Annotated in this window: 15 protein-coding genes; 2 read left to right on the top strand and 13 right to left on the bottom strand. The window is 72.8% G+C overall.

Annotated features, from left to right (window positions below; all coding sequences use genetic code 11):
- The 8 genes from BMZ92_RS01160 to BMZ92_RS01125 all read right to left on the bottom strand — a co-directional run bounded on the left by BMZ92_RS01160 (position 1) and on the right by BMZ92_RS01125 (position 12,453).
- Entirely contained in the window at positions 1–3,300 is a 3,300-nt protein-coding gene (locus BMZ92_RS01160; protein ID WP_091503646.1) for a serine hydrolase, read from the bottom strand.
- 24 nt (positions 3,301–3,324) lie between these two features.
- A complete protein-coding gene (locus tag BMZ92_RS01155) occupies positions 3,325–4,251 on the bottom strand; it encodes an ABC transporter ATP-binding protein (RefSeq protein WP_091503645.1) in 927 nt (308 codons plus the stop codon).
- The gene (locus BMZ92_RS01150) at positions 4,248–6,149 is read right to left on the bottom strand and encodes a dipeptide/oligopeptide/nickel ABC transporter permease/ATP-binding protein (protein ID WP_091503643.1); all 1,902 of its coding nucleotides are present in this window, start codon (positions 6,147–6,149) and stop codon (positions 4,248–4,250) included. Before BMZ92_RS01150 ends, BMZ92_RS01155 begins: the two co-directional genes overlap by 4 nt.
- Before the next feature lie 3 nt (positions 6,150–6,152).
- Positions 6,153–7,139 carry an ABC transporter permease gene (locus tag BMZ92_RS01145; RefSeq protein ID WP_177228490.1) on the bottom strand — a complete coding sequence of 329 codons (987 nt, stop codon included), beginning with the start codon at positions 7,137–7,139 and terminating at the stop codon, positions 6,153–6,155.
- A 120-nt stretch (positions 7,140–7,259) separates the two neighbouring features.
- Positions 7,260–8,834, bottom strand: a complete 1,575-nt coding sequence (locus tag BMZ92_RS01140; protein ID WP_091503642.1) for an ABC transporter substrate-binding protein — start codon at positions 8,832–8,834, stop codon at positions 7,260–7,262.
- The gene (locus BMZ92_RS01135) at positions 8,831–10,195 is read right to left on the bottom strand and encodes a serine hydrolase domain-containing protein (RefSeq protein ID WP_091503640.1); all 1,365 of its coding nucleotides are present in this window, start codon (positions 10,193–10,195) and stop codon (positions 8,831–8,833) included. Before BMZ92_RS01135 ends, BMZ92_RS01140 begins: the two co-directional genes overlap by 4 nt.
- Positions 10,196–10,293: 98 nt before the next feature.
- Positions 10,294–11,781, bottom strand: coding sequence for an aldehyde dehydrogenase family protein (locus BMZ92_RS01130; RefSeq protein WP_091503638.1), 1,488 nt, complete (start codon positions 11,779–11,781; stop codon positions 10,294–10,296).
- A 120-nt stretch (positions 11,782–11,901) separates the two neighbouring features.
- A complete protein-coding gene (locus BMZ92_RS01125) occupies positions 11,902–12,453 on the bottom strand; it encodes a TetR/AcrR family transcriptional regulator (protein ID WP_091503637.1) in 552 nt (183 codons plus the stop codon).
- A 197-nt stretch (positions 12,454–12,650) separates the two neighbouring features.
- On the opposite strand from BMZ92_RS01125, the gene BMZ92_RS01120 reads away from it, so the two are divergent.
- Positions 12,651–13,784: a nucleotide disphospho-sugar-binding domain-containing protein gene (locus tag BMZ92_RS01120; RefSeq protein ID WP_091503635.1), complete on the top strand. Its 1,134-nt coding sequence runs from the start codon at positions 12,651–12,653 to the stop codon at positions 13,782–13,784.
- A 42-nt stretch (positions 13,785–13,826) separates the two neighbouring features.
- Here BMZ92_RS01120 and BMZ92_RS01115 read toward each other — a convergent pair whose 3' ends face one another.
- A complete protein-coding gene (locus BMZ92_RS01115) occupies positions 13,827–14,585 on the bottom strand; it encodes a hypothetical protein (RefSeq protein ID WP_091503634.1) in 759 nt (252 codons plus the stop codon).
- Between the two features lie 154 nt (positions 14,586–14,739).
- Between BMZ92_RS01115 and BMZ92_RS01110 the strand changes: the two genes are divergently transcribed.
- Positions 14,740–16,101 carry a hypothetical protein gene (locus BMZ92_RS01110; protein ID WP_091503632.1) on the top strand — a complete coding sequence of 454 codons (1,362 nt, stop codon included), beginning with the start codon at positions 14,740–14,742 and terminating at the stop codon, positions 16,099–16,101.
- Between the two features lie 2,317 nt (positions 16,102–18,418).
- Here the strand turns inward: BMZ92_RS01110 and glgC are convergent.
- The 4 genes from glgC to BMZ92_RS01085 all read right to left on the bottom strand — a co-directional run bounded on the left by glgC (position 18,419) and on the right by BMZ92_RS01085 (position 21,895).
- Positions 18,419–19,639 (bottom strand): glucose-1-phosphate adenylyltransferase, encoded by a 1,221-nt coding sequence (gene glgC / locus BMZ92_RS01100; protein ID WP_177228489.1) that lies wholly within the window; start codon positions 19,637–19,639, stop codon positions 18,419–18,421.
- Positions 19,636–20,790 (bottom strand): glycogen synthase, encoded by a 1,155-nt coding sequence (gene glgA / locus BMZ92_RS01095; RefSeq protein WP_091503629.1) that lies wholly within the window; start codon positions 20,788–20,790, stop codon positions 19,636–19,638. Before glgA ends, glgC begins: the two co-directional genes overlap by 4 nt.
- A gap of 177 nt (positions 20,791–20,967) precedes the next feature.
- Positions 20,968–21,414 carry a C40 family peptidase gene (locus tag BMZ92_RS01090; RefSeq protein ID WP_245782821.1) on the bottom strand — a complete coding sequence of 149 codons (447 nt, stop codon included), beginning with the start codon at positions 21,412–21,414 and terminating at the stop codon, positions 20,968–20,970.
- 151 nt (positions 21,415–21,565) lie between these two features.
- Positions 21,566–21,895 (bottom strand): putative quinol monooxygenase, encoded by a 330-nt coding sequence (locus tag BMZ92_RS01085; protein WP_091503626.1) that lies wholly within the window; start codon positions 21,893–21,895, stop codon positions 21,566–21,568.
- Between the last annotated feature and the right edge of the window lie 11 nt (positions 21,896–21,906).

Raw genomic sequence — 21,906 nt, 5'->3', positions numbered from 1 at the left:
TCAGGACACCTTCGGAGTGGCGCGCACGCCGTGGTGCACGTACCGCTCCCCGCCGGGCAGCGTGTAGAAGGTCACCGGAATCCACATCTGTCCCTCCGGTTCCCTGACCGCGTAGAGGTTTTCGGCCACCGCGACCAGCGGGTGCTCCTCGGTAGGGTCGGGCACCAGGTCGGCGAGCATGCCGGTGACCGTCGTGCGCAGCCGCGGCCCGTCGTCGCCCACGAGCACCTCCATCCGCACGCTCGCCCGCTCGTAGGTGCCGAGGTGCGGCGTGATGTCGACGTCGACGGGCTCGGCGGGCGGCTCCAGCGGCCGGGGCATTTCGACGTCCGCCAGCTCCGCGAAGATCTCGCCGTAGAGGTCCTGGTAGAGGTCGCGCGCGTTGCCGCCGTTGGTGAGCAGCGTGACCGCGAGCCCCTCGTCGGGCAGCAGCCGCAGGAACGCGGCCTGGCCGATCGTGTTGCCGTCGTGCCCGATCAGCCTGCGCCCGCCCCAGTCCAGCCGGAACCAGCCCAGCCCCCACGACTCGGCGAGCGTGTGCTTGTCCGGCAGGTCCACCTGCTTGGCCGCCATCGCCGCGGCGCTCTCCTCGCTCAGCAGGCGCGTGCCGTCGGCCGCGAGGCCGCCGGTCAGGTGCAGCCGCGCGAACGCGAGCACGTCGGCCGTCGTGGCGTTGATCAGCCCGGCGGGGCCTGCCGAGCGGGGCAGCGTCCAGACCGGTGCCTTGACCGGCTCGGTCGTGCCCGAGTGCCCGGTCGCCGTCCGGTGCAGCAGCGCCTCCTCCGGCAGGGTGCCCGTGTGCCGCAGGCCCAGCGGCGTGAACAGGCGCTCACGCAGCGCCGCGTCCCAGGTCTTCCCGGTGATCTTCTCGATCACCCGGCCCGCCAGGGAGAAGCCGGAGTTGCAGTACGACCAGGTGACGCCGAGCGGGTGGTTCTGCGCGACCTCCGCCAGCCCCGCCACGTACTTCTCCAGGCAGTCGTCGCCGCGGCCGGTGTCGGTGAACACGTCGCCGTCGATGCCGCTGGTGTGGGTCAGCAGGTGCCGCATCGTCACCTGCTTGCCCACGTCGGGGTCGGCCAGGCGCAGCTCGGGCAGCACATCGGCGATGGGGGCGTCCAGGTCGAGCAGGCCCTCGTCGACGAGCTGCATGACGACCGTGGTGGTCCAGACCTTCGAGATGGACCCGATCTGGAACACCGAGTCCGTCGTGGCCGTCACGCCGGTTTCCACGTTGAGCACCCCGGTGGCGGCCTCCACGAGCTCGTCCTCCTGCCCGGGGCGCAGGCGCAGGATGCCCAGCGCGGCGCCGGGCACGTGGTGCCGCTCGGCCAGTTCCGTGAGCCGCCGCTGCCAGTGCGCCGCGTCGGCGCGCGGGCGGCGGTGGTTCGCGTACTGCTCGACCCAGTCGACGACGCGCTCGTTGAAGTCGATCCGGTGGGAGGGCTTGCCGTTGAGGATGAACGCGTGCGGGGCGCCGGGGTAGAGCACGAGCCGCGACGGGACGCCGCGCTCCCGCAGCGCGCTGTACCACTGCTGCGCCTGCCCCACCGGGCACAGCAGGTCCGCGGCGCCGTGCACGACCAGTGTCGGCGTGCGGACCTGGTCGACCTTGGCGAACGGCGACATCTCCGCGAAGCGCCCTGGCTCCTCCCACGGCAGCGCCCCGACTTCGTACTCCAGCAGGAAATGCCCCTCGTCCGAGGTGCCCGCCATGCTCGAGAGGTCGGAGACGACGCCACCGGCGACGGCGGCCGCGAAGCGGTTGTCCCGGCTGGTGAGGTAGCACGTCATGTAGCCGCCGTAGCTGTAGCCCGCCACGGCGAGCCGCTCCGGGTCCGCGACGCCCTCCTTCACCAGCTCGTCGAGCGGCTCCAGGAAGTCCTTGGCGTCGGCCGTGCCCCACGCGGAATCCACGGCGGTGTAGAACTCCTCGCCGTAGCCGTCGCTGCCACGCGGGTTGACCAGCAGCACCGCCCAGCCGCGCGAGACCAGCTCCTGCTGGTAGGGGTGCACGTCGTCGGCGCCGCCGTGCCACGCGTTGTGCGGGCCGCCGTGGACGTCCAGCAGCAGCGGCGCGGGTCCGGTGACGGCGGGGTCCCGGATCAGCCAGCCCTGCACGACCGTGCCGTCGGAGATGCGGAACTCCCGCTCCTCCTTGGCGAACAGCTCCACTTCGGACAGTGCGTCGCCGTGTCGCGTGAGGACGGTCTCGGTGCCCGTCTCCAGGTCGAGCCGGACGATCTCGCCGTAGGAGGCCGGCGTGACGAGCACGACGACCGCCGTGCTCCCCGCGATCGACAGGCCCGCCACCGTGCGCCCCGCACCCGTGAGGAGCGGGCGCGGCGCGCCGCCGTCGACGGGCACCGAGTACAGGTGGGTGCAGCCGCGCTCACGTACGCAGAACAGCACGGCGCCGCCGTCGGCGGTCAGGCGCGGCAGCGCACCCGGGTAGCCGGGACCGCCCGGCATCACGTTGCGGTCCAAGGACCCCGCGAGGTCGGTGACCTCGCCGCCGTCGAGCGGCACCCGCAGCAGCCGCGCGTGCCCCTTCGGCCCACCGGGGTGGCCGACGACCAGCAGCGCCGTGCCGTCCGCGGTCCACGTCACCGGGCCGCCGACGCCCTCGGCGAGACCGGCCTGCTCGGGCCGGGCCGCCGGGTCGGTGACGTCGAGGACGTGCACGGGGACGCGCAGGCGCAGGTCGCGGTCGGCGCCCGTCGCGGCGGAGAAGGCGAGCTTGGTGCCGTCCGGCGACCACGCCGGGTCGCCGGCGTGCCAGTCGCCGGAGGTGACCTGGCGGCACTGCCGCGTCTCGAGGTCGAGCACGTGCAGGTGCTTGCGGATGCCGCGCAGCCAGCCCGAGCCGTCGGCGTGGTAGTCGAGGCGGTCCGCGGCCATCGGGGCGTCGTCCGGGGTGCCCTCGGTGTCCACGGGTGCGGAGAAGGCGATGGCCGACCCGTCCGGGCTCCACACCGGGGTGCCCGCACCGAGCGGCAGCGACGTGAGCTGTTCGGCCTCGCCGCCGTCCAACGGCAGCAGCCACACGTTCCCGTCCCGCAGGAACGCCACGCGCCGGCCGTCGGGCGACCAGGCGGGCGCGGTGTCGGCGCGCCCGCGCGTCAACGGCCGGGCGTCGCCGCCGTCGAGGTTCGCCCGCCAGAGCGTGTACACGTTCTCGTCGGCGTCGCGGTCGCAGGTGCGCAGCACGTACAGCACCTCGGTGCCGTCCGGGGACAGCGCCGGGTGTTCCGGCACCGCCACGGCGGTGAGGTCTTCGATGCGCAGACGTCGGGTCACCGGGTTCTCCTCGCGGGTCGCAGGTCAGGAAACGAGTTCGGGGGTGGCGGCGAAGTGGCACGCCGCCTGGTGCCGGTGCCCCGCACCGGCGGGCTCGGCCTCGCGGCAGATCCCGCGGTCGGCGAGCACGAGCGGGCCGACCGGGCAGCGCGGGTGGAACCGGCAGCCGGGCGGCGGGTGGTGCGGGTCGGCGGGCTCGACGTCGGCCACGGCGTCCGGTTCGGACAGTGCCACGGTCTCGGCGGCCGCCAGCAGCTCCCGCGTGTAGGGGTGCTGGGGGTCGGCCAGCACGTCGTCGGCGGGCCCGTACTCGACGATCCGGCCCAGGTACATCACGGCGATGAAGTCGCTGACGTAGCGCACGACGGCGAGGTTGTGGGAGATGAACAGCATCGACAGCCGCATCCGGCGCTGCAGGTCGCGGACGAGGTTGAGCACGGTGCCCTGGATGGACACGTCGAGCGCGGAGGTGATCTCGTCGGCGATCACCACCTCGGGCCGTCCGCCGAGCGCCCGCGCGAGCGCGACCCGCTGCCGCTGCCCGCCGGACAGCTGCGCGGGCAGCATCCGCGCCCGGTCGGGGTCCAGGCCCACCAGGTCCAGCAGCCTGGCCACCTCGCCGCGGCGGTCACGGGTGCCGCGCGGCAGCCCTTCGGCGATCGACGCGCCGATCGTCATCCTCGGGTCCAGCGAGGAGTACGGGTCCTGGAACACCATCCGCACGGGCCCGCGCCGCTTCAGCGGCTGCCCGTCCAGCAGCACGCGCCCGCCGGACACCGGGGTCAGCCCGACCGCGGCTCTGGCCAAAGTGGACTTCCCGGAGCCGGATTCGCCCACCAGGCCGACGATCGCGCCGTCCGGCACCGTCAGGTCCACGCCGTCCACGGCGGTCAGCCCCCGATGGCGCCCGCCGTAGCGGACGGTGACGTGCTCGAAGACCAGTGTGCTCATCGCGACTCCCCCACCCGCACGCGCGCCTGCCCGGCCGGTGCGATCTCGTCGGCGTGCCAGCACGCGACCCGCCGCCCGTGCCCGTCGGCGACCAGTGGCGGTTCCGCGCTCGTGCACCGCTCGTCGGCGAACGCGCACCGGGGCGCGAACGCGCACCCCGGTGGCAGCGCGCCGGGTTCGGCCGCGCGGCCCGGGATCACGGCCAGCGGCAGGTCCCGGTCGGTGCTCATGTCGGGCACCGCTTCCAGCAGCGCCCGCGTGTACGGGTGCCGGGCGGCGGTGCGCAGTTCGGCGGCGGGCAGGTCCTCCACGATCCGCCCGGCGTACATCACCAGCACGCGGGCGCAGACCTGCGCGACGACGGTGATGTCGTGGCTGATCAGCAGGATCGCGACGTCGTCGGCGTCGCGGACCTGGAGCAGCAGCCGCAGGACCTGCCGCTGCACCGTGACGTCGAGCGCGGTCGTCGGCTCGTCCGCGACGATCAGCGCGGGCTTGCCCATCACGCCCATGCCGATCATCGCCCGCTGCCGCATCCCGCCGGAGAACTCGTGCGGGAACTGGCGGGCGCGCCGTTCCGCCGCGGGCACGCGCACCGCACGCAGCCGGTCGACGGCGCGGGCGAACGCCTGCCGCCGCCCCATCCCCTGGTGCCGCCTGGCGACCTCGGCCAGCTGCGCACCGATGCGCTGCGTGGGGTTGAACGAGGTCATGGGGTCCTGGAACACCATCGCGAACGAGGTGCCGAGCAGCTGCCTGCCGGCGCGCTCGCCCTGGTCGAGCAGCGCGGTGCCGAGGAACTCCAGCCGGTCCGCGTGCACCCGCCCCGGTTCCTCGACCAGCTGGGCGACCGCGAGCGCCGTGAGGCTCTTGCCGGACCCCGACTCCCCCACCACGCCGACGCATTCGCCGCGGCCGAGCGTGAAGCTCACCCCGCGCACGGGCGTGACCGGCCCGGCGGGACCGGGGAAGCTGACGCGCAGGTTCTCCACCGCGAGCACGGCGTCCCCGGTCTCGGTGAGCGGTGCGGCGGCTTCCGGCTCGGGCTCGCGGGTTTTCCCGCGCTGTGGCGCTTCGTGCTGCCCGATCCCCTTGGCGATGGCCTCGCCGAACAGGTTGAAGGCCAGTCCGGCGACCACCACGGCGACCGTGGGCGCGAGCGCGGCGGCCGGGTGCACGTAAAGGCTGTTGAGGCCCTCCCCGAGCAACCGTCCCCAGTCGTAGTCCGGTGCCTGCACGCCCAGCCCGAGGAACGACAGCCCGGCGAACGCGAGCAGCGCGCCGCCCGCCGAGATCGTCGCGTTCACCACGAGCGGCTCGCCGATGTTCGGCAGCACGTGCCGCAGCAGCAGCCGGACCCGGCCGACCCCGGCGATCCGCGCGGCGGCCACGTAGTCCAGCGCGGTCACCCGTGCCACGAGGGTCTGGGTGAGCCGGGCGAACCCCGGCGCGGTGGCCAGCCCGATCGCCAGCACCCCGCCGACGGTGCCGACCCCGAAGATCACCGCGAAGAACAACGCCAGCAGCAGCCCGGCGAACGCCACCGCGATGGACACCACGCCGTGCACGAACCGGCCGACCCGCGCGCCGAACAACACCGGGGCGGTGCCCAGCACGAGGCCGACGACGACACCGAACGCGGTCGCCGCGAGCGCGAGCTCCACCGACAGGCGCGTCGCCACCAGCACGCGGTAGAACACGTCACGGCCCAGGTTGTCGGTGCCCATCCAGTGCTGCGCCGACGAACCCTGCAGGATCTGCCCGGTGTCCACGGCGGCGGCCCGTTCGCTCCACAGCAGCGGCGCCAGCACCGCCAGCACGACCAGCGCGCACAGCACCACCGCCGCGCTCGCGCCCACCGGGCTGCGCAGCACCGCGCCCCACTTCGACCTGCGCACCGCTCAGCTCTCCCTGATCGTCGAGCGCGGGTCGAGCAGCGCGAGCGCGACGTCGACCGCGAGGTTCACCAGCAGCACGCCGAGCCCGTAGACGAGCACCACGCCCTGCACCACCGGGTAGTCCTTGGCGAGGATCGACTGCACGATCGTGCTGCCCAGCCCCGGCCACGCGAACACGTTCTCCACCAGGACCGTGCCCGCCACCATCGCGCTCAGCAGCAGCCCGCCGAGGGTGAGCGTCGAGGTCAGCGCGTTGGGCAGAGCGTGGCGCAGGTACACCAGCCACGACGGCAGCCGCTTGGCCCGCGCGGTCCGGATGTAGTCGGCCCGCAGCACCGCGAGCATCTCCACCCGCACCAGCCGGGCGAGCACGGCCGCCGGCCCCGCCGCGAGGGCCAGCACCGGCAGCACGTACGACTCCGGCCCGGACCGCCCCGCGACCGGCGCCCAGCCGAGGCTGACGCCGAACACGAACACCAGTGCCACGGCGACGAGGAACTCCGGGATCGCCGCCAGCACCACGCTCGTCGTGGTGAAGGCGAGTTCGGCGTGCCGGTGCCTGCCGTTGCGCGTCAGCACCGCCACGCCCACGCCCACCGGGATCGCCACGGCCAGCGCGAGCAGGAACGCGTAGCCCGCGATCTCCAGCGTCGCGGGCAGCCGGTCCCCGATCACCTGGGACACCGGCAGGCCCGAGGTCATCGACACGCCGAACCGGCCGCTGAACAGGTCACCGAGGTAGTGCAGGTACTGCTGCCACAGCGGGTCGTCCAGGCCCAGCGCCGCGCGCCGCGCCGCCACCAGTTCCGGCGAGGCCGTGGGCCCGAGCGCCGCGCGCACCGGATCGCCGGGAATCAGGTGGATCATGCCGAACGCGGCGGTCAGCAGCACCCACACCGACACCAGCAGGCGTCCCGCGCGGCGCAGCGCGAAGCGCAGCCACGGCGAGTCGGTGGGCAGCCGGCGGACGCCGGCGCTGACGGTGGTCACGCTGGCGGCCTCCTCTCGAAGAAGTTCCTTGCTGGACTGGATGTTTCCGGTTCGGGCGCGCCGGGTGTTCGTGCGCAGGCACGGACTCGCCCGGCGCGCCCTGTCGGCGCGGACGAAGCGTCAGCCGAGCATGCGGATCGTGGCGGGCGCGACGCTGCCCTCGCTCAGGTCGAACGTGACGCCCTGGCTGAAGATCGGCCGCACGGTGTTGACGAACGGCACGACGTCCAGGCGCTGCACGACCGCCCGGTCGCCCTCGCCCCACTTGGCGCAGCCGTCCGAGCCCGCGATGTTCGACGCCTGCTGCACGACGGCGTCGTACTGCGGGTTCTGGATGTAGGCGAAGTTGTTGCCCTCGGCCCCCGCCGGGCCGGACAGGAACGGCACGAGCTGACTGGGCAGGCTCACCGACAGCGGCAGCAGCATCGCGTGCCACGTCCCCTGCCCGGCGAGGATCTGCGTGCTCTCGGTGTTGCTCATGCCCTTGACGTCGACCTGCACGCCCACCGCGCCCCACTGCTGCTGGACCAGCTCCGCGCCGGACTGCATGCCGGCGCCGACGCTCGTCGGGTAGTAGAACGTCAGTGCCAGCCGCTGGCCGTTCTTCACGCGCACCCCGTCGGGGCCGGCGACCCACCCGGCCGCGTCCAGCGCCGCCTTCGCGGCGGCGACGTCGTGGGCGGGCAGCGGGCCGATCGTGTTGCCGTTGCAGGGACCGAGACCGGGCGCGACCAGGCTGGTGGTCGGTTTGCCCGTGCCGCCGGTCAGCACCTGCCCGAGCTGGGTGAGGTCGAGCGCCTGCGTCAGCGCGCGCCGCACGTTCTCGTCGGCGCCGGGCAGGCCGGCCTTCTGGTTGAACCACAGCTCACCGAACGGCGACTCCATGTCCTTTTCGGACAGACCGGACGCCTTGAGCCGCTGCCGGTCCTGGCCCAGGATCTGCGCGGCATTGACCTCTTTGGACACCAGCAGGTTGGCGGCGGTGGTCTCGTTGGCCACCACGCGCAGCACGACGGTGTCCGGCAGCCCGCGCGTGTCGGTCTTCCAGTCGCCGGGGCCCCACGCGTAGTCCTTGCGCCGGGTGAGGGTGTAGTGGTCGCCGGACACCGCTTCGGTCAGCTTGAACAGGCCGGTGCCGTCGGCCCCCTGCTTGAGCAGGTTGCGGTCCTTCATGCCCTTGCCGCACACGATCGGCAGCGTGCCGACGTTGCGCACGAGGAACGCGTCCGGCGCGGGCGAGGTGACGCTGACCGTGCCCGCGGCGTCGTCGGCCGTGGCCTTCGCCCCGGCGGGGACGTAGATCCCCAGCAACGCGGCCGCGTTGTTCGGGTCGCCCACGAAGTTGATGTTGTCCGCGACCACGCTCGCCGTGAGCGGCGTCCCGTCGCCGCAGGTGATGCCCGGCCGCAGCGTGAACGTGGCCTTGGTGGTGTCGCCGTCCCACTTCGCCGCGAGCCCGGCGGTGGTCGCGCCCGACGCGTCGAGGTTCACCAGCGAGTCGTAGAGGAACTTGTCCGCCTGCAGCGCCGTGGACAGGGTGGTGAAGTGCGGGTCGAGGCTGCCGGGGTCGCCCGGCAGGACGAAGGTGAACGTCCTGCCGTCCACCACGGCGCCGCCGCCCGCGCTCCCCCCGCCGCACGCGGCGAGGGACAGCGCGAGCACGCCGGCCCCCGCCAGGGTCAGAGCTTTCTTCATCGTGCCTCCCGGCGGATCACTCGTCCACTGTGGACATACTCGGCGCGGCCGGTGCCGTCGTCGCCGAGGAAGACGTGGGGCTGGTGCAGCCCGTGTGGCGCCTCGCGGGTGATGAGCGTGTCGCCGTCGAGCCGGACCAGCTCGGTCCGCTCGGCCTCGCCCACCTCGGCGAGCACCCCCTTGGGCACCTGCTCGAGCCACACCCGGCCGTCGTCGTCCTGGCTCACCGTCACGTCGGCGACCTCGCAGGAGTAGGTGCCGGTGTACCGGCTCGCGTCGAACGGCGCGGGGTCGGACGGTGGTTCCGGGAACGGCGGCCGGTCGATCCCCGCCAGCGCCGGCAGCAGGTGGCCGAAGACGTCGGCGTAGAGCGAGATCGGGTCGCCGCCGTTGGTGAGCAGCGCGATCGCGACGTCGCGCTCGGGGACGACGCGCAGGAACGCGGCCTGGCCGATGGTGCCGCCGTCGTGGCCGATGATCGTGCCGCCGGGCAGGTCGTAGATCTCCCAGCCGAGCCCCCACGACGTGCCCATGAGGCCGAGCGGCGGCAGCGCGACCTGCCGTTCCTGCATCGCCTTGACGGACTCGGCGCTGAGCGCGGGGCCGCCGCCGTCGAGGTGCGCCCGCACGAACGTGAGCAGGTCGCGGGGCCGCATCGCCAGCACCGAGCCCGCGGGCCCGTTGGACCGCACGAGCGACCACATGGGCGCGGGGCGGGCTTCGCCGTCCACCTGGAGGTGCCCGACGGCGGCCCGGTGCAGGATCGCCTCATCGGCGCTGGTCGCCGCGTGCGTCAGCCCGAGCGGGGTGAACAGGTGGTCGCGCAGGCAGGTGTCGTAGGGCTTGCCCCGCAGGACCTCGATGATGCGGCCCAGCACGCAGTAGGCCGCGTTGTTGTAGGAGAACATCTCGCCCGGCGGGAACAGCTGGTCGACGCCGTCGAGGGTGGCGACGTACTTCTCGACGCAGTCGTCCCCCTTGCCGGTGTCGGTGAACAGGTCGCCCTCGAAGCCCGAGGTGTGGCACATCAGCTGCCGCACCGTGATCGTCGCCGCCGCGGTCTCGTCGCCGAGGCGGAAGTCCGGCAGGTAGCCGCGCACGGGCACGTCGAGTTCGAGCGCTCCCTCGTCGACGAGCTGCATCGCGAGGGTGGCGGTCCAGACCTTGGTGATGGACCCGATCTGGAACACCGAATCGGGGGTGGCCTCGACGCCGGTGGCGGTGTTCAGCACCCCGCCGGCGGCGTCGAGGACCTCGCCGCCGACGGAGACCGCGATGGCCGCGCCGGGCACCCCGTGGTCGGCCAGTAGCCGGGGAAACCGGTCCGCCAGCCACTGCTTGGTCTCGTCCAGGTTCGCCATCGGGCGACCGTAGCCCCACGATCGGACGAACCGCTTCGTCCGCCCGCACAAGCACCCGGGCCCATTTCGGTAGCGGAGGACGAAAGCCCGCGCAGCCGTCAGAGGGCGACGAGGACGGTCTTGGTCTGGGTGTAGGCGTCCAGGACCTCGAGACCGCCTTCCCGGCCGATACCGGACTGCTTGTACCCGCCGAAGGGAAGGTTGCCCGTGCTCATCTCGCCCCAGGTGTTGATCCAGACCGTGCCCGCCTCCAGGCGCGCGGCCACCTGGTGGGCGGTGCTGAGGCTGGTGGTCCACACCGAGGCGGCGAGGCCGTAGTCGGTGTCGTTGGCCTGCGCGACGGCGTCGTCGACGTCGGTGAAGGTGCTGATGGTCGCAACCGGGCCGAAGATCTCCTCCCGCACCACGCGCATGTCGGACGTGGTGTCGTCCAGGAGGGTCGGGGCGACGAAGTAGCCGCGGTCGCCGTGGCGGGTGCCGCCGGTGACGACCCGGGCCCCTTCGGCGACGGCGAGGTCGAGGTAGGAGCTGACGCGGTCGAACTGGGTCTTGGTGGACAGCGGGCCGACGACGGTGCCGGGCGTCAGGGGGTCGCCCGGGACGAACGGCGGGGCGGCCATGGTCTCGGTGAGCAGGGCGAGGAACTCCTCGCGGACGCTGTCCTGGACGAAGATGCGGGTGGTGGCGACGCAGGCCTGCCCGGCGTTGCCGTGGAAGCCGGCGGCGACCCCGCGGGCGGCCTGCCGCAGGTCGGCATCGGCGAACACGACGGCGGGTGATTTGCCGCCGAGTTCGAGCGTGACCTGCTTGAGGGTCCGCGACGCCAGCTCCTGGACGTGCTTGCCGGTCGCGGTGGACCCGGTGAAGGCGATCTTGGCGACGTCCGGGTGCGCGACGAGCGCCTCACCCGCCTCGGCGCCGAGGCCGGTGACGACGTTGACCACCCCGGCGGGCAGGTCGGTGGTCTCCAGCAGCTCCGCCAGGCGGAGGGTGCTCAGCGACCCGGTCTCGGCGGGCTTGAGGACCACGGTGTTCCCGGCGGCCAGCGCGGGCGCGAGCTTGCTGGGCAGCTGCCCCATCGGCCCGTTCCAGCCCCAGATGACGCCGACCACGCCCAGGGGTTCCTTGCGCGTGTAGCCCAGCCGGTCGCCCGTGGTGGGGACGTGCGTGCCGAAGATCTTCGTCGGCCAGCCCGCGAAGTAGCGGAACGCCTCGCTCGCCTCGGCGAGCATCGTGTCGGTCACCAGGCGCGGCGCGCCCATGTTGACCGAGTCGATGGTGGCCAGCTCCTCGGCGTGCGCCTCGATCACGTCGGCGATCTGGTTCAGGATCCGGCCCCGCCGGTCCGGGGTCATGTCCGCCCATTCCGGGTCGGCGAACGCGCGCCGCGCGGCCCGCACGGCCGCGTCGACGTCCGCCGCGCCACCGCGGGGCACGCTCGCCAGGGGCTCTTCGGTGGCCGGGTCGACGTTCGGCAGCGTCTGCCCCGACGCCGCCGGCACCCACTGCCCGCCGATCGACATCAGCCGGTCTCCCCCGCGCACGAACTCCGGCACGTCGCGATGGGTCCGCAGCATCTCAGTCATGGTGGTCCCTCTCGTCCTGGTACGGCTCCCTAAGTGGATAGCCTGTTCAGATAGTAGTGAACAGGCTATCCACTTAGCAAGTCCACCCGTGCCAGGGCGTGGTGGAGGACATTTTCGCCGCTACCCGTGCCGGCGCAGGCCGTCGAACAGGACGCGCACCATCGAGCCGCGAGAGGCCGGGATCCGGCCGGCGGCCACGACCGCGTCCAGCACCTCACCGAGCGCGACGTCGTCGCGGACTTCACCGCTGCGCTGCGCGGCCTGGAAGAGCGGTTCGGCGGCGGCGATCACGCGCGCCCGGTGCTCGCTCAGCACCCGGCTCTCCCCCGGGGAATCGGCCAGCAGCAGGGTGGCCAGCGGGCCCTTGCGCGCACCGGCCGCGTGGAAGTAGTCGAGCCAGGCGAAGAACGCTTCGCCTGGCGTCTCCCCTTCGGCGTTCTCGGCAGCGGAGCAGATCTCGTCGATCTGGGTGCGGTACAGCTCCTCGATCAGCTCGAGCCTGCCGGGGAAGTTGCGGTACAGGGTCGCCATGCCCACCCCGGCCCGCCGGGAGATCTCGGCCATGGACGGCAGATCACCGGAGCCGGCCAGCGCCTCCCTGGCGACCGCGAGGATCTTCGCGCGGTTCCGCTCGGCATCGGCGCGCTTGACGGCAGCCGTGTCCCGGGTCATGGCCACACCCTTCCGGTGATCGTCGTCCTGCTCTCCCCAGGGTAGCGGACAGGCTGTTCACTTCGGCGTGCTGCGCTTTGGGGCAGACCTGGGGCGATGAGCGGCCCCGGCGACCGGATCCGGCCCCCGGCGCCGGCGGAACCGTGCTCGGCTTGGTCGCGGGAAGCCGTCCTCCGTCCTCCTCCAGGAGTCCGTTCATGCGCGTTCTGTTCGTCGTCACACCGGGCATCGGTCACCTGTTCCCCACGGTGCCGCTGGCCTGGGCACTGCGGATCACGGGACACGAGGTGCTCGTGGCCACCACCGGAGCGGCGGCGCGGGCCGCGGCCGAGGCGGGGCTGCCGGTGGCGGACGTCTTCCCCGGCCGGGACTTCGCCGCGCTGATGAGCGAGCGGTTCCGCAGCGACCCGGAACTCGTCAAGCTGATCACGCGGGAGAACACCGACCTGGCCGCGGTCGTGCCGATGCTGGCGGACATGTCCACGCGACTCACCGACGGGACCACGAGCACCGTCGAGCAGTGGCGGCCGGACGTCATCGTGCAGAGCGCCACGGAGGCGGCCGCGTTCGCCGCCGCGGGCAGGTTCGGCATCCCCCTCGTGCGACACGGGTTCGGCTTCCTGCGCGCCGCCGGGATGGGGAAGCTGATCGTCTCGCACATGACGGAGGTGATGCGGCGGCTCGACGTCACGGCCGTGCCGGAGTACCAGGCCGCCATCGACGTCGCGCCGCCCAGCCTCGTCCCGGCGGTCGAGGGCTGGAGCATGCGCTACGTGCCGTACAACCGGGGCGCGGTGCTGACGGACGACCTGGTGCGGACCGGTCCCGCCACCGGCCGCCCCCGGGTCGCCGTCACGCTCGGCACCGTCGCCACGGGCCTGACCGGGCTCGGTCCGGTCGCGCGGCTGCTTTCGGTGGCCGACCAGGTGGACGCCGAGTTCGTCGTCGCACTCGGGGACGCCGACACCAGCGGCCTCGGCCCCGTGCCCGACAACGTGCGGCTGGCCGGGTGGATACCGCTCGACGCGCTGCTGCGCACCAGCACCGCCCTCGTGCACCACGGCGGCGCCGGGACGACACTGGGGGCCCTCGTCGCCGGTGTCCCCCAGCTGGTGCTCCCCAGCGGGTCCGACCGGTACCTCAACGCCGCCGCCGTGCGGGACGGCGGGGCGGGCTTGTCCGCTGCCGAGGGGGACCTGGACGCCGAACTCCTCACGCGGCTGAGCGAGGACGGCGACCTCCGTCGCCGTGCGCAGGAGGTGCGGGCGGAGATCGCCGCGCTGCCGTCGCCGGTCGAGATCGCCGAGCGGGTGATCGATCTCGTGCGGTGACCCCCGGGCACGGTTTCCGTGACCGGGGGCCGGGTTCCGCCGTCAGTGGTTGATCTTGAACCAGGGCTGGGCCCAGCCGAGGTAGGTCTGGCCCCACTTCTGCTTGATCTCGGCGATGGTCGTCTGCGTGTAGGTCCCGGCGCCGTGGATGTCGTTGGACAGGAACTGCCCGTTGCCGATGGAGATCATCGTGTGGCCGGCGCCGCCGTTGCTGAAGTAGGCGAGGCCGCCGGCGGGCACCTCGGTGTCGCCGGGGTGCTTGTACGAGGCCGGGATCTGCGTCCAGTGGATGTACGCGGTGTTGGAGCCGCTCGCGCTCCAGCCGTAGTTCTGCGCGTTGATGCGGTCGCACCAGCCGTCGTAGGAGGAGTCGTAGTCGGTGTGGACGCGGGACTTCGCCTTGGCCACCGCCTGCGCGCAGGTGTTCGGGTTGCCCAGGCCCGATCCCGAGCACGTCTGCGTGGTGCCCGAGCAGTCGGGTGCCACGCGGCCGTCGGAGCCGGTGTAGACGTAGGCGTCGCTGATGTAGCCGCCGCTGGCGGGCACGTGGTCCCAGATGTCGGTGGTGCCGTACTTGCCGCTGACCGTGTCGCCGTTGGTCTGGCAGTCGATCGTCACCGACTTGCCCTCGGCGATGGTGCCCACCGCGCCCGCGCTGGTGCTGGGCGACGAGCGCACGGTCAGCGGGGCGCCGGAGTCGGTGTGGACGGTGCCGGTGGCGGCCATGGCGGGCGCGGTGCCCAGCAGGACGGCGGTCGCGGCGATGCCGACCGCGCCCGCGACGCGTCGCAGGATCTTCATGGGGTCCTCCCTGATGTCTCCTCGGCTGTGCGGTCAGCGTGACGGGCCGGGATACAAGGGACGTACAAACGCGGGTGCTGGTCCGGTTGGGTGACGGTGTCACGACGCTGCGCGAGCGGCGATTTCCCCGGTGTCCGGCAGAGGGGAGAGTCCGATGAGCACGGCGACAGCGGTGACGGGGCGCGGGTTCCTGGCGGCGTTGCGGGCGCCGCACCTGCAGCAGTGGCTGCGGCGGAAGGTGGTGGCGGTGTGGCTCAACGCCCTGATCGTCCTCACCGCGGCGGCCGCCGTGGTGGTGGCCGGGTTCCTGGCGCACCGCAGCTGGCCGCGGACCGCGGAGTGGGGGCCGGGCGCGCTCAAGCTGTTCGTGCTGTGGTGCCTGTCGTTCCTGCCGGGCTGGTTGTACGTGCGGTTCCTGTACGTGCGGGCGCAGGCGGTGTGGCGGGAGTACGTGCTGACGTTGCACCGGCTGGGCTGGGACCGGCCGGAGCACCTGCCGGAGCCCGCCGAGAACTCGTCGTACCACGTGGCGTGGGCGGCGGGGCCACACCCGCGGGACGAGATCTACCGCGAGAAGTTCGAGGCCTACTACGGGCGGCTGCGCAGCGGGCGGTCCGCGGACGAGCCGGTGGTGAGCGCGGAGTCGCTGTTCCCGGTCTTCCTGCTCACCACGGTCCTGGCGGCCGGCTGGTCCGCGGTGTTGTGGGACACGGGTTTCCTCACCTCGCCGGGGCTGGTGTGGGACGTGCTGAAGTACGGGTTCATCGGGGCCTACGCGTTCGTGACGGGCATGCTGGTGCGGCGGTTCTTCCAGACGGACCTGCGGCCGAGCGCGTACACGTCGGCGGTGCAGCGGATCGTGCTGGTGCTGCTGGTCGTGGCCGTGGTGCACCAGGTGGTGCGCGGGATGGGGGCGTCCGCGGTGTCGGCGGAGCTGGCGCTGGCGTTCGTGATCGGGTTCTTCCCGCTGGCGGGGCTGCAGCTGATCCAGCGCGTGACGGCGAAGGTGTTCGGCACGGTGATGCAGCCGCTGAAGCCGCAGTACCCGCTGGACCAGCTGGACGGGCTGAGCCTGTGGTACGAGGCGCGGTTGCTGGAGGAGGGTGTCGAGGACATGCAGAACCTGACGAGCATGAACCTGGTCGACGTCATCCTGCACACGAAGGTGCCGCCGGGGCGGGTGATCGACTGGCTGGACCAGGCGTTCCTGCTGATGCACCTCGACGCGGCGGAGCGCGAGGACCTCAAGCAGGCGCAGCGCGCACAAGCCGTCCGGCACGATTCGGAGCCGCTGGCCGGGCCCGCGGCGCGGATCGCGTTGCGGCGCTTCGGTATCCGCACCGCGACGGACCTGCTGAAGGTCTTCTCCCGGGACGGCGCTTTCACCGTGCCCGAGCGCACCGACTGCCTGCCCCTGCCCGAGTGCCAGCTGCGGATGCTCGTCGGGGTGCTCGCCCAGGAGGCGAAGCTGAGCGTCATCTGGAACTGGCAGCGCAACGACACCCGCGCGTACTGATCACCGCCGCCGCAGCAACCCCCGGAGCCGGTCGATCACCCCCCGCCGCGGTTCGGGCCCGGCGTAGGCGCGCTCCTCGCGGTGGGGTTGGCGGGTCTGGTCCGGGTGGGGCATCGGTGGTTGCTCCGAACGGGGGTCGGAGTGGTGGGGCGGGGTGTCTGGGGCGCCCGCCGGTGGGGCGGGGTGCTGCTGGGTGGTTCCTGCGGCGCCCGCCGGTGGGGCGGGGTGCTGCTGGGTGGGTTGGGGGTTCGCCGGGGCTTCGGGGTGCTCGCGGGTCGCGTGGGCCTCGGATTGTGCGGTCGGCTGGTTCGGATGCTGCTGCGGGTTCGCCGTCTCGGCAGGGGTGGGGTGGCCTGCTGAGTGCGCCCGGGCGGGGTCCGGGGCGTGCTCAGCCGTAGCGGGGTGTTCCCAAGCGGCCTGAGAGCCCGGCGCTCCCGCGGCCTGGCCTGCGGGTTCCCGAGTCACCGCCACCTCGGCGGGCGCGGCGGGCTGGTGCTGCGGGCTCACCGGTTCCGCAGCCTGGCCGCCTGACTGCCGCTGAGCGGCCTCGGTCCTGGAGGGGGCGCCGGATGGCTCCCAACCCGGCTGAGGAGCCGCCACAGGCTGGCCGACCGACTGTGGCTGAGTCGCCTCCGGCTGCTGCCAGCCCGACTCAGGAGCCGCCGAAACCTGGCCACCTGACTCTGGCTGCGTCGCCTCCGGACCCGCCCCGGAGGGGGCACCAAACGGCTCCCAACCCGCCTCAGGAGCCACAACCTGGCCGCCCGACTCTGCCCGAGAGGCCTCCATCTCGGCCCCCGAGGAAGCGCCGAACGGCTCCCAACCCGCCTCAGGAGCCACAACCTGGCCACCTGACTCTGCCCGAGAGGCCTCCGGCCCCACCTCCGAGGTCGCGCCAAACGGCTCCCAGCCCCCTTCAGACGCCGCAGCCTGGTCACCTGACTGCTCCCGGGGTGCCTCCGCCCCGGAGGGCGCCCCATGATCCACACCCGCAGCGGCCTGCTCCTCGGCCGCGGGGCTGGACGACTCCCACTCGGCCGTCTTGTCGAAGAGCTCCGCGGGCTGCTCCCCCGCCGTCTCGAAGTCGTACGGGGCGGTGGGCTGAGTCCGCCCGTTTCCGCTACCCGCAGCATGCCTCCCCGGGTCACGATCCCATTCACCGTCGCGAGAACCGGAGGCTGCCGGAAGCGACTGGCCGCTGTCACCGGTCCACGGGCTGAGCCCCTGGGGCGCGGACGGTGCTTCCACCGGGAAATCGTCGTCATCTTCGAGGAGGCGGTGGCGGCCCGGGCGATCGGTCACCGGCGTCTCGGCGCGGGTGTCGACGGCGGTCGCGGGCAGCACCTGACCGGCGAACACACCTTCCGCCGGGGTGGTGCTGCCTTCCGGCACCGCGTCCTCGCGCAGCAACTCGACGCGGGCGTGGTGCTGCACGTGGGGCACCGTGAACTGCGGATCGTCCTCGGCCCACGCCCGGGCCGCCCCCACGCTCGCCGTTTCGCGCTCGGGTTCCTTCCGGCTCGGCGGGACGGAGCCCGGCCAGTCCGACTCCTGTCGCGCCGCCGGGACCTCGACCTCCGGCTCCCCCAATCCGGAACCCGTCCAGCCGCCCCACGAGGCCGCGCCGCCCGAAAGCGGGTGTGGCTCGCCCGGCTCGGTCTGTTCGGGGCGGTAGCCTCCATCCTGCGGTGAACCCCAGCCCGGCGACTCCGCAACCGAACCCCAGGCATCCTCCTCATGCGAGTCCGGCACCGCAGCGCCTGGCCGCTCCCACTCAGGCACCCCACCGCCAGGGACCGCGCTCCCCCAGCTCACGGGCTCCGGCCGGGCCTCCGCACCCGGGAGCGCAGAACCGCCCACCGGCTCGGGCCGCGCCTCCATCCCCGGCGCCGCAGCACCCGCCGCTCCGGCACTCCCCAAAGCACCCGGCGTCCCGATAGCACCCGGCGCCCCGGCCGCCCCCACGGCCCCAGGCCCACCCGGAGCGCCGGCCATCCCCCCGAGCGCGGGCAGCACGGGCGGCGTCGGCGTCATGTCGGTGAACGGGACGGGCGGCTGATTCACCTCCGGGTAGCGCTCCAGGGGGTTGTCCGGCTCCCGGGGAGCAAGCAGCCGCAGCAGTCCCAGCAGGCCGGCGAGTCCCACGAGTGCCACCAGGCCCCACGCGCCGCCGTCCAGACCCCAACCCGCCATACCGGCCGTCACCGCCCCTCGTTCGCCCGGAGCCCCTCCCCGGGTCCCCCAGAGGCGTACCCAGCCCGATCCGACAGCGACGCCCGCCGCCGTTCAACCACTGGATCGAGTGACCCCGGTCGAGCTAGGTGAGCGCCGTCGCCCCCTTGCCGAGCACCACGATCCCGCCGGGGCTGACGTGGTAGTGCTGCCGGTCCCGCTCGAGGTCCACCCCGATGTGCGCGCCCGGCGGCACGACGACGTTCTTGTCCAGGATCGCCCGCCGCACGACCGCCCCCGAGCCGACGCGCACGCCGTCCAGCAGCACCGAACCCTGCACCACCGCCCCGTTTTCCACCACGACGTCCGGCGACAGCACCGACTCGACCACCTGCGCGCCCGAGATGATGCAGCCGTTGCTCACGATGGACTGGTTGGCCGTCCCGCCCTCGACGAACTTCGCCGCGGCGCGCTGCGCCGGGTGCGCCAGGATGGGCCACTTCCGGTTGTAGAGGTTGAAGATCGGGTGCGTCGAGATCAGGTCGCAGTGCGCCTCGAAGTAGTTGTCGATCGTGCCGACGTCGCGCCAGTACCCGTGGTCACGCTCCGTCTCACCCGGCACCTCGTTGGTGCTGAAGTCGTACACGGCCGCGTCCCCCTGCGCCACGAACGCCGGGATGATGTCGCGCCCCATGTCGTGCTTGGACTCCGGGTTCCCCGCGTCCGCCTTGAGCGCGTCGATGAGCGCCTGCGTGGTGAACACGTAGTTGCCCATGGACACGTACGTCTCGTCCGGCGAGTCCGGCAGGCCCGGCGGATCGGCCGGCTTCTCCAGGAACGCGTCGATGTGCGTGCCGTCGGTCGTGTCGATGACGCCGAACGCGCTCGCCTCCTGCCGCCGCACCCGGATGCCCGCGACCGTCACGCCCGCGCCGGACTTGAGGTGGGCGTCGAGCATCTGCCGCGGGTCCATCCGGTAGATGTTGTCCGCGCCGAAGACCGCGATGTAGGCCGGGCACTCGTCGTAGACCAGGTTGAGGCTCTGGTGGATGGCGTCCGCGCTGCCCTGGAACCAGTGCGGCCCCAGCCGCTGCTGCGCGGGTACCGGCGTGACGTACTCCCCGGTCAGCGACGACAGCCGCCACGTGGTGCTGATGTGCCGGTCGAGCGAGTGCGACTTGTACTGCGTCAGCACGCAGATCCGCCGCACCCCGCCGTGCACGAGGTTCGACAGCACGAAGTCGATGAGCCGGTGCACCCCGCCGAACGGGACGGCCGGCTTGGCGCGGTCCGCCGTGAGCGGCATCAGCCGCTTGCCCTCCCCGCCGGCGAGGACGATGCCCAGCACGTCTGACACGTCGTTCACGAAGACCTCCCGCTCGCTTGGTAGATCCCGACCGTCCGGGCGGCGATGGCAGCCCAGCCGAACTCCTCGACGGCCCGGCGCCTGCCCGCGGCACCCATCTCGGCGGCCCGCTCCCGGTCGCCGACGAGCTCGTTGAGCCGGGCGGCGAGGCCGGCTTCGTAGCCGGCGGCGTCCTCCTCGGCGTAGTGCACGAGCAGGCCGGTCACGCCGTCTTCGACGACTTCCGGGATGCCGCCGACGTCGCTGGCGACGACCGCCGTGCCGCACGCCATCGCCTCCAGGTTCACGATGCCCAGCGGCTCGTATACCGACGGGCACGCGAACACCGCGGCGTACGTGAGCAGCTCCACGAGTTGTTCGCGGGGCAGCATTTCCGGGATCCAGAACACGCCGTCACGCCTTGCCTGCAGGTCTGCGACGAGGCCGCGGAACTCCGCGTCCAGCTCAGGGGTGTCGGCACCGCCGGCGCACAGCACCACCTGCACCCCCGGCTCCAGGGCGGCGGCCGCGCGGACGAGGTGCGGCACGCCCTTCTGCCGCGTGATCCGGCCGACGAACAACACGTACGGCCGCGCGGGGTCGATTCCGTGTGCCCGCAAGGCATCCGTACCGGAAACGGGTTGGTAGAGCTTGGTGTCGATGCCGTTGTGCACGACGTGCACGCGTTCCGGTGGCACCGCCGGATAGGTGGCCAGCACGTCGCGCCGCATTCCTTCGCTCACCGCGATGATGGCGTCGGCGCTTTCGAACGCGGTGCGCTCGATCCACAGCGAAACCCGGTACCCGCCACCGAGTTGCTCGGCTTTCCACGGCCGCAGCGGTTCCAGCGAATGCGCGGTGAGCACGTGCGGGATGCCGTGGGCGAGCTTGGCGAGGTGCCCGGCGAGGTTGGCGTACCACGTGTGGCTGTGCGCGAGGTCGTGCCCGGCGAGCGCGTCGGCCATCGACACCGCGATGTCCATGGTCGCGAACGCGGGCTGGGCGTAGCCGTGGGGATCGCGGTGCCCGTGCGCGCCTTCGCGGTCGGCTCCCCAGCAGTGGACGTCGAGATCGACGAGGTTCCGCAGTTCGCGGGCGAGGAACTCGACGTGGACGCCGGCTCCGCCGTAGACGTCGGGCGGGAACTCGCGGGTGAGCAGACCGACTCTCATGCACCGACCCTACGGCCAGAAGCGGGTCGGGCGCAGTGCGTTGTCCGGGCGAATGTGAACCGGACAACCCGCAGGTGTACGCCGGGTTTCCGGCGGCCGCCGCCGGGGTGGGCGGCGGGTTGCCGGAAAGCGCTTCACGCCGGGCCTCCCCGTCACCGGGAAGGCCCGGCGCGGGCGTCACCAGGCGCGGCCCACGGTGTAGGAACTCGTCCAGATGGTCTGCAGCTTGACCACGTCACCGGATTCGGGCGCCGCCCACATCCGGTTGCCGCCGGCGAAGATGCCGACGTGGTACACGCGCCCGCCGTTGCTGAAGAAGATCAGGTCGCCGGGGCGCGCGTCGGCCTGTGCCACGCCGCGGGCCGCGGAGCGCTGCTGGCTCGCCGTGCGCGGCAGGCTGATCCCGGCCTGCCGGTAGGCGTACTGCGCGAGCCCGGAGCAGTCGAAGCTGTCCGGCCCGGAGCCGCCGGCCGCGTACGGTTTGCCCGCCTGCGCGGCGGCGGCGCTCACCACGCGGTCGCCCGTCGTGGGTTCGGCCGCGGTGGCGGCGGGGGCCAGCAGGCCGGCGGTCGCGACGGTGCTCAGCGCCGTCGCGGCCGCCAGCGTCCGCAATCGAGTGGGCACGATGTGGTCCTCCTCGGGAAATCTATTCGAACTCCTCGTCTCGAATGGGCCCCCGGCTATTCCGGGAGCCGCCGCCCGATTTCCCGGGGCGCGGATCACAAAACAATAAATACTCCTTCCGGTGATTCATCTCACCGGCGGGAGAAAGGCGTCAGACCTGGCCGAGCCGCTCGTCGCCCTCGGGCAGCGGGGTGAGCGTGCGCACCTCCAGCGGCCGCGCCAGCAGCCCCTTGAGCACGCCGCCCAGCTCGGCCAGCGCGGGGGCCTTGCCGTGCGTGGCCAGCGCCTCCGCGGACGCCCACTTCTCGACCATCACGAACGTCGAGGGCGAGCGCGGGTCGCGGTGCAGCGCGTAGAGCAGACAGCCCGGCTCGGTGTGCACGGCCCGCACGGCCTTGCGGAACGCCTGCTCGACCTCGTCCTCCTTGCCCGGGCTCGCCTCGGCGGTGGCCACCACCACGACGGGGTTCTCGCTGGTCATCTCACTCCTCG

Source organism: Amycolatopsis sacchari (assembly GCF_900114035.1).
GTDB lineage: Bacteria > Actinomycetota > Actinomycetes > Mycobacteriales > Pseudonocardiaceae > Amycolatopsis_E > Amycolatopsis_E sacchari.
Note: the sequence above shows the minus strand (reverse complement) of the source record. Positions and strands in the feature narration are given on the sequence as shown.

Excerpts from the sequence above, each read along its gene's own strand:
- BMZ92_RS01135 (WP_091503640.1), bottom strand. The coding sequence starts at position 10,195 with ATGGCGAACCTGGACGAGACCAAGCAGTGGCTGGCGGACCGGTTTCCC.
- BMZ92_RS01110 (WP_091503632.1), top strand. The coding sequence starts at position 14,740 with ATGAGCACGGCGACAGCGGTGACGGGGCGCGGGTTCCTGGCGGCGTTG.
- BMZ92_RS01125 (WP_091503637.1), bottom strand. The coding sequence starts at position 12,453 with ATGACCCGGGACACGGCTGCCGTCAAGCGCGCCGATGCCGAGCGGAAC.
- BMZ92_RS01085 (WP_091503626.1), bottom strand. The coding sequence starts at position 21,895 with ATGACCAGCGAGAACCCCGTCGTGGTGGTGGCCACCGCCGAGGCGAGC.
- BMZ92_RS01140 (WP_091503642.1), bottom strand. The coding sequence starts at position 8,834 with ATGAAGAAAGCTCTGACCCTGGCGGGGGCCGGCGTGCTCGCGCTGTCC.
- glgA (WP_091503629.1), bottom strand. The coding sequence starts at position 20,790 with ATGAGAGTCGGTCTGCTCACCCGCGAGTTCCCGCCCGACGTCTACGGC.
- BMZ92_RS01115 (WP_091503634.1), bottom strand. The coding sequence starts at position 14,585 with ATGAAGATCCTGCGACGCGTCGCGGGCGCGGTCGGCATCGCCGCGACC.
- BMZ92_RS01130 (WP_091503638.1), bottom strand. The coding sequence starts at position 11,781 with ATGACTGAGATGCTGCGGACCCATCGCGACGTGCCGGAGTTCGTGCGC.
- BMZ92_RS01120 (WP_091503635.1), top strand. The coding sequence starts at position 12,651 with ATGCGCGTTCTGTTCGTCGTCACACCGGGCATCGGTCACCTGTTCCCC.
- BMZ92_RS01155 (WP_091503645.1), bottom strand. The coding sequence starts at position 4,251 with ATGAGCACACTGGTCTTCGAGCACGTCACCGTCCGCTACGGCGGGCGC.